This is a genomic window from Streptomyces sp. NPDC023541 (assembly GCF_055559995.1).
The window spans coordinates 34,788-46,295 of record NZ_JBVHJO010000029.1 but is presented as its reverse complement, the minus strand read 5'-3'; the positions used below and the strand labels follow the sequence as shown (position 1 = coordinate 46,295).

Genomic DNA, 11,508 nt, shown 5'->3' with positions numbered 1-11,508 from the left:
GGCAACACCAAGCCCGCACCAGCCACTACAAACGACGCGGCCACACACCACCAGAAGCCAACAAACCATCAAAGCAAACACCGTTGCAGTACTAGGCCACCGCCGCCGGGCGGCTGTCATTCCAGCGTTGCAGCGCTGGGCCGCCGCCCACCGCAGCGTCCCGGCCCTGCCCGCCCGGTGGGCCGACCTACTTTTATCTCCTTCGACCTTTTGCAGCCCGACGGAGAGCAGCTCCGACGGAGGCATTACACCGCGGTCAGGCCGGGAGCGGCCTGGGTAGCGGGCTCGGGGAAGAGGGGAACGGCAGTGCTGCCGCAGTCGCCGGTCGCCGCTCGTGCGGGCCGGGGGCCGGCAGGCCGTCGCCGTGGTGCGGGATCCGGCGGGCGAGTGAGGGGCGGGACGGGACGCATCCGGGGCCGCGAGCAAGGCGGCGAGAAGCAGAGGCAGGTGCCCGTGGACTCCAGTTGCAGGCCTCGCGCTGGGACGACGGCCGTAACTGGGGAGCTGCTGAATCGTTGATCCATATCGTCGCATCAGATGCACGACCGCTCCCCCTTGCGGTGCCGCAACTGGCCCCGGGACGCCCCCTGTCCCCGGGGCCCAACTGGTCTGACGGGCAGGTGCGGGCTCACTATTGCCGGGGTTCCCATGGTTTCGCCCCGCGCGTCTGCGGCTGCGGGGAGCATCGGCGGGTAGGTGAGAGGTCTCGCCCGTGCCGCCACCGGCCACCGCAGGAGCAGACGATGGAACCGACGACACGATCCCGTCCTTCGGCGGCCCTGTTCCAGGTCAAGGCCGTCTAGTGTGGCGCTGAGAGTCCGCGCTCCCCCCGTAGCGGCAGTGGCCCGGCAAAAGCTACCGAACCCCACAGACGAAACCACCAAGGGGCGCCGACGACGTTCCCACCAAGCGGCCCGAGCGGGGTGCGGCGAAGTGGCAGGATGACGCGGTGTCCGACTCTCTCCGTGAACCCTGGCTGCGCGGCATCGCCTTCAACCCGGCGGCGCCCTCCGACGTACTGATACGCCTGATGGATCGAGCCGCCGGCGAGGTGGGCCCGATGATGTGCGAGGGCCGCGACCTGCCCGGCGCCGTTGTCGACGCGGCGCTCCGTCACCCCGCCGAGAAGATCCGCGGCGCGCTCGCCCGCAACCGGCACGTCGACCCCGCGCGACTGGCCCCCTTGGCCACGGACCCGTCAGGGATCGTCCGGTATCGGCTCGCCGGCGGCCCCCGCCCCCGGCCCCGACGGGTCCGGCCACTGCCGGACGGCGTCCTCGTCACCCTCCTGACCGCCCAGGACGGGGGCGAGGACGGCCTGCTCACCGAGAACGAGATCATCCAGGAGCTCAGCTCCTCTCGACAGATCCCGCTGTCATTCCAACGCTCCATGGCCGGGCACGAGCACCCCGAGGTCCGCGTATGCGCCGCCTGGAGGTGGCAGTCGCTCACCCCGGCGCAGCGGGCGGCCCTGCTCGACGACCCGGATCCCGCGGTACGGGAAGCGGCGCAGAAGAGCCGTTGGGCGCTGGACCCGGAGGCGGTGGAGGCCAAACTGCCGTCCATCGGCTCGCACAGCAAGCCGTTCGTGCTCGGCACGTGCGCCTTGTCCCCCGCGCTCGTCGAGGAGTGCTTCGCCGAGGACAAGGCGCATCCCCTGGCTTGGAACCGCCATACCCCGGCTTACGCCGTCGCCCGGCTCGCCCGCCACCCCGAGGCGAAGGTCCGCGAGATGGTCGCCGCCCGGCCCGACCTCGGACCGGACCTGGTCGCCGAATTGAGGGAGGACCCGGACGAGGACGTGCGGATGCGCGCACGCCTTCACCCCTTTCCCCGCACATGGGCCGAGTACTGGGCGATCCACGCGGTCATCGGGCACGGCCCAAACTGCACCTGCCCTATCACCGAGCTGGCCGACGAGCCTGCGCCCGACTGGTTCGCCGCCTGCGCGGCGTCCGGGGAACCGGTGCTCCGCCAGGTTGCGGCGAGCTGGCCCGGCCTGCCCGCGGAACTCGTCGAAACTCTCGCGCGGGACGACGACGAGGAGGTACGGATCCAGTTGGCCTGCCGCCACCCCCTGGCCCCGCAACACCTCCTCCTGGACGTCTTCGTCACCCGCCCTGTCCACCGACCGCACCTGCTGACCCTGCCCGGATTCCCCCGCACCGGCCTGACCCACCTCATCGGCCACCCGGATCCCGAGGTGCGCGCTTTGGCCGCAGCCGACCCCGGCCTGTCTGGAGCCCCGTTGGAAGACCCTGATGAGTCGGTGTGCCGGGCAGCCGCCGCCAACCCGAGCCTGGCATCGGAAACCCTGGAGGCCCTCCTCGCCGACCCCCGCACCGCAGAGGGCGCTGCCGCCAACCCATCGTTGCCCGTCCCCCGCATGCATGCGCTCCTCGACCACTGCCTGAACAGCGCCGCCACCCCAGCAACGACAGCCGGGCACCGGAGACAGACATCCACCTAGCGGTCACAGCTGTGGCAGCCTGATAAGTGCCGGTATCGCATTCGTCGGCCCCCGCACGGGGATCGATGGGCTGTGTGAGCAGATCCGGGGGCGCCCTCGCAGGGTGGTGCCCCGGCTGCTCGGCGTTCACGTTCACGGGACGGTGTCCGGTTCGTCGTGGCGCGGCCGGTTGCGGCGGTCGCCGAGCTCACGGTGCTCTCCGGTGACGGTGGCCGCGTACGCGGCCACCCTGCGGGAGACCGTGGACCGCTACCTCGCCACCGGCGGGACGCAGAAGAAGACGCACGCCACCCCGACGTCCTCGCCGCCCAACGACGCGAACGCGCCCGCATCCGCAGCGAGAAAGGCATCCGCCGGGGCGGCAGACCCCTACCCACCGCAGCCTGACCGCTCAACCCGGCGAACCTTCGCGGTCACAGCACTAGCTACACCGGAGGGCTACCCACTGAGCTATGTCTGGCCGCCAGGCTGGGTCGCCGTCGCCAGTCCCGGGGGCGATGCAGAGATCATCTACGAAGGCCAAGCTCGAGGCCCTGCGACGCCCTGACCGTCCCTCAAGGAAGATCACCGGCGTCGGCAGCGGGGTGTCCAACCTCAGGGTGGCGGTGGGACCAGATTCCGACACCACCCACACTGCGTCGTCTGTGCCGAGGGAATACTGCAGCCTTGGAGTACTGCCCCTTTACCAGTGCGACCAGCACGTCGAGCCCGTGGAGACGCGCGCGCCGTCGCACCCCTACCTCGCGCCGCCCCCGCCCGGGATGGACCTGCGGTGCGTCTGGACGATCGAGCGCACCTGCGGAGGCGCGGTGCTGCACGAGTACGGATGCGGTCGGGCGCCCGCCGACGGGCGTGAGACCTTTTCGCACTCGTACTCGGTCTTGCCGAAGCGGACGAGTACTGCCTCGGGGATGTCGTTGCACAGCGCGTGGTCGAGGGTGGGGTCGTTGCCGAAAAATGAGGCGTGCGACGCCGTCGCGGGTCACAAGTCCCTGGCGGGGGTACGCCGTGACTTCACGACGTTCTGCCCGCTCCCGGGCGGTGTCACCACGCCCGAACCAGTGCGCAACCGCCTGCTGGAACCCGGCCCACGCCTGGGTGCCCGCAGCCTGCACCACGGCGGTATCGCCCGCCATTGCCAGGGCCCAGTGTGCCTTTTCAGCGCTGACGCTCCAGGGTGAGGATGGCTGCGGGGATGACGGTCATGCTGTTGGGGCCGCAGCGTCTGCGGAAGATTCGCCAGGACTCCAGTCGCGCGATGCTTCGCTCACACGGCGCTACAGGCCTGTTGCATGCCTTGCTCACCCTCCACCAAGGATCTCTCCAGTTCAGCCCAAGAGACCGCGCAAGAAGGAGGAGTGTCGCCATGCCAACAACACTGGCGAAAGAACCGCCGGCAAGGACGTCCGCGTCACCGTGACGCGCGCCATGGGCCGGGAAGCCGCCACGGCCACTGCGCGCCGGAGGAGGTCTGGCGGCAGGCGCCCGGCGGGTGGGCGGGGTACTCGCCCGAACGGGCTGCCCGGCGGGCAGCGGCCTCCCGGCGGCCGCAGAATCGGTGCGGGAGAAGCACACGACGGGAGCCGATCAGGATGCTGAACACCGCCGGTTGTTCTAGGAGGGCTCGCGTCGTAGTGGTCTCGGGCGTGCTGGCCCTCGCCGGGGCAGTCGTGGCGGGGTGCGGTGGGGGGGCGGCGGGCGGCGGGCAGGCGCCCGGGGCGGGGCCCCACTCGCAGGCAGCGCGCTCCGGGCGGGTCACGGTCGTCTATGAGACCGGTACGGTCGCACCGCAGGACCGGGAGGTCGTGGCTCTGATCCGGAAGTCCCGGGTGCTGGAGCGGACGGCGGACTGGGTGAACAGGACGCTCACCCTCCCGCACGATCTGGTCGTGAAGGTCACCCGTGACGTCCCGCGCGGTGTCACCGACGCCGTCACCCAGCCCGACGGCAGGACGGTCTTCGTCCCGCCGTCGTTCCTGGCCGAGATCAAGAGGGCCTTCGCCGACGTCGTGAAGACCGTCGAGCGGCCCGACCCGTTCCCGGTGTCGGAGTACAACACCGACGATCTGACCGTGCTGTCCACCGAGTTCATCTTCGGCCACGAGATGGGCCATGCGCTGCAGCGCCAGCTGCTGCTGGCCAACCTCGGCCTCGAAGAGGACGCGGCCGACGGCTTCGCGTCCTTCTACACCGTCGACCAGGTCGGGCCGGGCCCGTCGCTGGCCGCCGCGATCCTCTTCGACGAGATCGCCCGCAAGGAGGGAACGCCGACCTTGGAGAGTATGTCGAGCGACCACCCCGTCACCCAGCAGCGGGCCTACAACTTCCTGTGCTACCTGTACGGCAGCGACCCGCGGGAGTACCAGCGGTCCCTGGTCGACAGCGGCCGTCTCCCCAAAACCCGGGCCCCGCTGTGCCCGCAGGCGTGGGCGATGCTGGACCACGGCTGGTGGACGCAGCTCCGGCCGCACTTCAGCCCGGCGTTCAAGGCCCGGGGCGACGAGGAGCAGAAGCAGGCGCAGGCGCGGTTGATCGCGCAGACGCGGGACCTGGCGAAGCGGATCGACGATATCCGTAGCAGCCAGTGAGCCTTCTCAGCGCTGACGGACGCTCCAGGGTGGATGGCTGCGGCGATGACGGTCATGCGGTTGGGGCTGTAGCGGGCTCTGCGGAAGATTCGCCAGGACTTCAGTCGCGCGATGCTTCGCTCGACTGGTGCTCGCGCTGCTGACAGGGCTCGGTTGATCGTCTGCTGGGGTGTGGTGAGGTCTCGGTTCGGGAGCCGTCTGATCGGTGTGGTCACCCGGGGCCCGGCTCCGATATAGGCGCGGTCGGCGAGGACGGGAGCGCCCTGGCGTTCGCCGATTCGGATGATGCGGTGGGGTGCGGGCGGCGGTCAGGTCGTGGGTGCGGCCGGGCAGCGCGGGCGAGATCCATAGCAGGTTGCCCGCGGGATCGGCCACGACCTGCACGTTCACGCCGTGGCGGCGGTGCTTCTGGGAGAAGTCGGTCCGGCTGTCGCCGAGGCGGTCACACTCGGCGAGCGTCCCGTCGAGCAGGACGTGATCAGGATCGGCCTCTCGCAAGACCCGCAGCGGTCCAGGTGCCGGCGGGAGAGGTGATCGACGACGGCCGTGACGTAGGAGTGGGCGGTCCCGACGGATATGCCGAAGCCGGCGGCTATCTGCGTGCGCGTGTCATGCCGGCGAAGGTAGACCAGGCCGACGAGGGCGCGCTGGTGGGGCGGGAGCTTGCAGCGTCGCTCACCCCACCGGTGACGATGAGCATGAATACCCACTCGACCAGTGCGTGCGACAGGTCGAGTGCGGCAGGACGGGGAACCAACGAGGCCGCTGCGCTGATGAGTTGATACGTCGAACACCTCTCTCAACGGCGCGGGAGCCTCGTGCGTTGCGGGACGCTGGCCCGTCACCCGATCAGTGGCCACTCTGAAGAGCTCAGTGTGTCCACCAGCATTTTCGGCCTCCCCACCTGGACGGCCTCCCCTCACACCGCAACGCCGTACCGGGTACCTCGCAGGGTGCACACCCAAAGCGGCCGTGGCCGGCGGCCTCGAATTCGCGCCAGACCGTGCCGGGGGCTGCTGCCCGGGGAAGGGCAGTAGAGCGGGAAGGTGCTCTTCGGACGAGGCCTCTGACCGGCTGACCCGAACATGAATGCTGGCCCGCTTGGGAAGTTCCGGCTGGTTGCTGCAGGTCAGGCGTCGGTGGTCGTCCTGATCGTGGATGCGGATGCACTGCTGGTGGAGCGCTGTCTGTGGGTGGACCGGCCTGCGTGTCCGCCGTTTGAGGCTCGTTGCCTGCTGCCTGCTGCCTGCTGCCTGCTGCCCGCTGTCCGCTGTCCGCTGTCCGCTGTGTGCTGTCCGGCTGGAGTATCAGGGGGTGTCGGGGGTGTCGTAGACGAGTTTGTAGGTGACGTCTTTGGGGGTGGGGGTGGGGGTGGTGTGGGTGTAGAGGAGGCGGATGGTGGTGTAGCGGTGGGTGTCGGGGTGGTCGGGCCAGGGTTGGGGGTGGCTGAGGGTGACGGTGACGGGGTAGGGGCGGAAGCGGCCTGCTGCGCAGTAGGGGCGGCAGTCGTTGATCAGGTCGGTTCCGGTGGCGGTTGCGGTTTTCGGTGTCCAGGTGTTCCAGTGCAGGTTGACGAGGCGGTTGTTGCCGTCGCCGCAGGCCAGGAGGTATTCCTTGGGGCGTATTTGGGGTTTGGAGAAGCAGTCGACGACGACCGGGGTGGGGTCCGGGGTGGGTGCGGGGGAGGGCTGGGTGGGGGAGGCTGGTACGGCTGCTGCGAGGAGGGCTGCTGCCGCGCTGAGCAGGATCCCGGTCCGGACCTGTGTGCGGGTGTGTGGGGTGGGGGCGTCTTTTGAAGCGTCCACGAGACCTCCTCGCCCATCCGTGGCGCCCGGTGGCGCTGCGGCCATGCCCAGCTTCCCCGATCCGGGCGAGGGCCGCACCCGCTGGGAGCTCTTTGCTGCCCGCGGCCCCGTCTGACCTGCGCGAATGCAGCCCTGCCCGGCTCTGCCCGGCCTGGCCCGGGCTCGGCCTGGCTCTGCCGGCCCTGCTCTGCCCGGTTCGGCCTGGGTTCGGCCCGTCGGCCACCTGCCGGGCGGCGGCGAAACGCGGGTCCGCGGTAGCCGTAGCCGGCCCTGCTCGGCCCGGCCCTGCTCGGCCCGGCCTGGCTCTGCCCGGCCTGGCTCTGCCCGGCCTGGCTTTGCCTGGCCTGGCCCGGGCTTGGCTTGGCCTTGCCCCCTGTCGGGTTTGGGTTGGTTTGTGTCGGGGTTGGGTTTAGACCGTGTCCTATGTGGTGAGGCGTCGTTGGTCTCGGTATGGGGCGGGGTACGTGGAGTTGGATTGTTCCGGACGGGTTGTGGGAGATCGCGGAGCCGTTGATCCCGCCGCCGAGGGTGCGGCCGCAGGGCGGTGGAACGCAGGACACGCCTGATGAGACGCTGTTCGCGGCGATCATCTATGTGCTGGTCAGCGGGTGTGCCTGGCGGGCTCTGCCGCCCTGCTTCGGGATATCGAAGTCGACGGCACACCGCCGGTTCCTGATCTGGTCGAGGGCCGGCGTGTGGGGCCGGCTGCACGAGGAGATCCTGCACCGGCTCGACGACGCGGGCCTCCTCGATCTCTCCCGTGCAGTCCTCGACTCCGCCCATGTCCGGGCTAAAAAAGGGGCGAACTCACAGGTCCGAGCCCCGTGGACCGGGGCAAGCCGGGTTCCAAGATGCACGTCCTGTCGGACGCGAACGGACTGCCCCTCGTCGTCGGCGTCTCAGCCGCCAACACCCACGACAGCCAAGCCTTGAAGCCGATGGTGCTCGGTCACCAAACGAGACACGACCCCCACCGCGGCCGCCACTTCAAACCCCAACGCCTGCACGCAGACAAGGCATACGACATACCTGAACTGCGAAAATGGCTACGCGGCAAGCGCATCGGCGTCCGCATCGCCCGCAAAGGGATCGAGTCCTCAGAGCGGCTCGGGCGGCGCCGGTGGGTGATCGAGCGGACCATGTCCTGGCTGACCGGCTACCGCCGGCTCAACCACCGCTACGAGCGTCATCCCCGCAACTACCTGGCCTTCCTCGGCTTCGCCGCCGCCCTCAGCTGCTACAAACGACTTGTCCGCCTCACCACATAGGACACGGTCTTAGGTGATGCCGATGGTGTAGGTGGCGTGGTAGCCGTTGCCGTGGGGTGTGAGGGGCAGTGTCATGGTGGTGCCGGCGGCGCGGTAGCGGTTGTCGCGGGTGTTGGGGTGTGGGGGTGGTGTGCGGTGTGTGTAGGGCGGGCGGGTGTAGATCTTGGTCAGGAGGTTTTCGGGGAAGAAGAACTGGGAGGTGGTTTCGGTGTGGGGGTCGGGGCGGACTTTGAAGTGGATGTGGGGGGCGAGTGTTGCGTACCAGCCGGGCACGATGGTGTGGAAGGTGCATCGTCCGGTGCGGTCGGTGATTTGGGTGCCGCGCAGGAAGGTGTCTTTGCCGGTGGAGTAGTTGCCGGCGGCGTCGGCGTGCCACACCTCCACGCCGGCGGCCGGGAGTGGGCGGCAGCCGTCGGGGACGCGTACGACGGTCAGTTCCAGGCGTAGGGGTACGCCGTCCCGGCCCTGGGTGATGTCGGAGCGGACGAGGTCGAGGTCCAGGTAGTAGGGTCCCGCGCCCGCTGCGACGGCGAGGACGCAGGCCGGGGCCGCCGGGGTGGTGGTGGTGCCCGCCCCGGTCGGGGCGGGCGAGGGGGGTGGGGAGGCGGACGGCTGTGCGGCGGTACCGCGCGTGGTGGCCGGGGCGCTGCATGCTCCGCCGAGTACGGCGGCGGCCCCGGCCGAGCCGGCGGCCAGCAGGAGCGCCCGACGGCTGGTCGCCGGCGCGGACGCCCCACCCGTACCGGCTCCGGGGCCCGTGCCCGCGCCCGTACCGGCTCCGGTGTCCGTGCCGGCTCCGGTGTCCGTGCCCGTACTGGCGCCCGTGCCCGAACCCGTGCCGGTGTTCCTGCCGGTGCATGTACCGGTGCCCGTGCCCGTACCGGCTCCGGTGTCGGTGCCGGCTCCCGTACCCGTGCCCGTGTCCGTGTCGGCTCCGGTGGCACTGGCAGTGCCGGAGTGGGTTTCGCAGCCGGCCCCGGTGCCGGGACCGGTGTTGGTGTTGGTGTTGTCGGTCATGCGGGCCTCTTCACCACGTGTTCCGGGTGCCGTCCTGGCGTGGGGGACGGCTGTACACACGCGCTCACCGTGCCGGACGGGGTGGGTGGCGCCCGGCATCGACACACCTGCCGCTACCTCGCCGGCCCCTGCCCCGGTTCCGCCCCCCCGGGTAGTGGGGGGTGGAACCGGGGGAGGGGGTCGCTGACGAGGTCGGGGGAGGCCTGCGGGGCCAGGCAGGGTCGTGACGGCCGGGTTCGGTGGTCTTGGCGGCTTCGGGGATCCGGCTTGCCGTTCGCGGTTGGTGCGCGGATGTGGTGTGCGGTCTTGGGGTTGGTACTGCTGCCCGCTCTTTCGCCGGGCCTCTGTTTCGGCGTGGGTGTTCATCTGGGTGCGGTCCAGGTCCTGCAGGGGGCCGTTCGTCTTGCCGTTGACCACGACGGTGCGGCCCCCGGCTCGATGGTGAAACCGCCTGCCGGTGGCCCGGTCGGGCCGCCGGCATCGAAGGCGTTGTGGGGGCTGAGTAGTTCGCCGGTGTGTGCGGCCGTTCGGCGCGGTGCGGCTTGCGTTCGGTGCTCTGCCCGGTCGGTGAATCAGTCGCGGGTGGCCTCGTCGGGGTGCTGCGTCTTCCCCTGCCGGTGCTGCGGGGCGGGGCAGGTCGTGAGGGGTGTCGTGCAGGGGGGTGTTGCCGGCGCTGTGGTACGCGTCGGCCGCTTGCGCCGTATCGGCCGCAGGCTGCGGCGTGCCCGGGGCAGGCGGACAGGGCTGGAGTGTGCCTCACCGGGATGGAGGATCGGGCGTGGCGGTCCTCCACTCCCCCCTCTCCTCCCCTCTCCTTCTCCTGTGCTTCTCCCGCAGCGTTGGCAGATGCCGCCGCCCGCCACGGCCGGGGGCCGGGCGGGCGGGGGTGCGGGGGTGTGGTCGGGGTGGGGTCCGGTGGGTTTCCTGCGGGGGTTGGTGGCAACGGGGCCGGCAGGGGGTGGTGGGTGGGCGGGGGTTACCAGGAGCGGTTGAACTTCACGTGGCCGCCGTTGCGTTCGTACCAGCCGACGAAGCCCCAGTTGATCCAGCCGCCGTCGCCCTGGTTGGTGAACTGCCCGGATTCGAAGATCCACAGGCCGTAGTGGATGTTGCCCCATTGGACGTTGGCGTAGACGCGGGTGCCCTGGAACTGGTCGTTGTAGTTCTGGCTGAGGTTGAACAGCATCACGTTGTGCCGGCCGCCGGCGGCCTTGAAGGCCTTGTCGACCGCTTCCTGCACGAACGTGCCGCGGTTGTCGGTCTTGATGGCGCGCAGGGCGTCGGCGATGGCCTTGCCGTGGCCGAGCTGGTCCATGGAGACGCTGACGCTCACGCTCTTGTCGGCGGCGGCCGCCGCGTCGGGCTCGGCCGCGGAGGTGGCGGGGGAGGCGGCGGCGGGGGAGGCGGGAGCGGAGAGGGCGGCGGGGGTGGGGGCGGGGTGCCCGGCGGCCTGGGCGGGGAGCGCGGCCGCCCCGGTCAGGGTGAGCGCGGTCAGGGCGATCGTGGCGAGCGTGGTGGTACGGCGCATGGCGGTGGAGTCCTGTTCTTCCGGTACGGGGGCGGGACGGGGCGGGGCAGGGCAGGTCGGAGCGGCGCAGCGCGGCAGAAGCCGGGGCCGGCAGGGGCCGGAGCCGAGGCCGGAGCCGGGAGCCGGGAGCCGGGGGCCGGGGGCCGGGTCCCGGCCGGGGCCGAGGCAGGGGCCGGGTGGGATGTGGGGTGGGCGGTTACCAGGAGCGGCGGAAGTTCACGTGGCCGCCGTCGCGGTCGAACCAGCCGCGGAAGGCCCAGTTGATCCAGCCGCCGTCGCCGTGGTTGGTGAACTGGCCGGACTCGAAGACCAGCACCCGGTAGGTGCCGTGGATGCCGCTGACCTTGGCGTCGTAGACCACGCCGTGCAGGTTGGGGGTGTAGCTGTTGGCGTTGTTGATGACCATCACGTTGTAGCGCTGGCCCGACTCGTAGAAGGCGCCCTCCATCAGGGACTTCACGTAGCCGGAGCGGTTCTGCTTGCGCTCGATGGCCTCGTTGACGATGTTGACGATCTTCTGGGTGATGTCGAGGACCGCGGAGGCGACGTCGACCTTCCCCGCGAGGGCGCCCACCTCGCCCGGAGCGACCCCCTGCACCGCGGCCGGGCCGGCCGGGGCGGGCGTCTGGGCGGCGTAGGAGGCCGCCGAGGGCAGCAGGACCCCCGCGGCGGCGACCGAGCTGACGATCATGACAGCGACACGCTTACGGCTGATACGCATACCTTTACTCCTTCAAAGGATTTAACGGACTTTCGGTGGCTGTGAGAGCCCTACGGGCTGTCGGGGGCCGCGGGCGGGGCCGCGAGCCGGGGTGCGAAGCGGACCGGGCGT

The 11,508-nt window shown here is 70.6% G+C and carries 7 protein-coding genes and 2 pseudogenes; 3 read left to right on the top strand and 6 right to left on the bottom strand.

The window, feature by feature from the left end; translation table 11 throughout:
• Positions 1–949: 949 nt before the first annotated feature.
• On the top strand, positions 950–2,470 hold the full coding sequence (locus ACZ3X1_RS36045; protein WP_467283607.1) for a hypothetical protein: 1,521 nt from the start codon (positions 950–952) through the stop codon (positions 2,468–2,470).
• A gap of 1,158 nt (positions 2,471–3,628) precedes the next feature.
• On the opposite strand, the pseudogene ACZ3X1_RS36040 reads toward ACZ3X1_RS36045, so the two are convergent.
• Positions 3,629–3,748, bottom strand: a pseudogene (locus ACZ3X1_RS36040) (IS5/IS1182 family transposase); the annotation flags it as partial.
• Positions 3,749–4,062: 314 nt separating this feature from the next.
• Between ACZ3X1_RS36040 and ACZ3X1_RS36035 the strand changes: the two are divergent.
• Positions 4,063–5,058, top strand: coding sequence for a DUF4344 domain-containing metallopeptidase (locus ACZ3X1_RS36035; protein WP_467283605.1), 996 nt, complete (start codon positions 4,063–4,065; stop codon positions 5,056–5,058).
• A 32-nt stretch (positions 5,059–5,090) separates the two neighbouring features.
• Here the strand turns inward: ACZ3X1_RS36035 and ACZ3X1_RS36030 are convergent.
• Positions 5,091–5,815 (bottom strand): annotated as a pseudogene (locus tag ACZ3X1_RS36030) (transposase); the annotation flags it as partial.
• A gap of 550 nt (positions 5,816–6,365) precedes the next feature.
• Entirely contained in the window at positions 6,366–6,863 is a 498-nt protein-coding gene (locus ACZ3X1_RS36025; RefSeq protein WP_467283604.1) for a hypothetical protein, read from the bottom strand.
• A 450-nt stretch (positions 6,864–7,313) separates the two neighbouring features.
• Here ACZ3X1_RS36025 and ACZ3X1_RS36020 point away from each other — a divergent pair.
• A protein-coding gene (locus ACZ3X1_RS36020) for an IS5 family transposase (protein ID WP_467283602.1) occupies positions 7,314–8,131 on the top strand; the annotation gives its coding sequence in 2 pieces (ribosomal slippage) (positions 7,314–7,662 and positions 7,662–8,131; 819 coding nt in all).
• Positions 8,132–8,140: 9 nt separating this feature from the next.
• Here the strand turns inward: ACZ3X1_RS36020 and ACZ3X1_RS36015 are convergent.
• From ACZ3X1_RS36015 to ACZ3X1_RS36005, 3 genes are all read right to left on the bottom strand, one after another.
• Positions 8,141–9,148, bottom strand: a complete 1,008-nt coding sequence (locus ACZ3X1_RS36015; RefSeq protein ID WP_467283600.1) for a dioxygenase family protein — start codon at positions 9,146–9,148, stop codon at positions 8,141–8,143.
• A gap of 976 nt (positions 9,149–10,124) precedes the next feature.
• The gene (locus ACZ3X1_RS36010; protein WP_467283598.1) at positions 10,125–10,676 is read right to left on the bottom strand and encodes a stress protein; all 552 of its coding nucleotides are present in this window, start codon (positions 10,674–10,676) and stop codon (positions 10,125–10,127) included.
• Between the two features lie 196 nt (positions 10,677–10,872).
• Positions 10,873–11,397, bottom strand: coding sequence for a stress protein (locus tag ACZ3X1_RS36005; protein WP_356816043.1), 525 nt, complete (start codon positions 11,395–11,397; stop codon positions 10,873–10,875).
• Positions 11,398–11,508 lie beyond the last annotated feature (111 nt).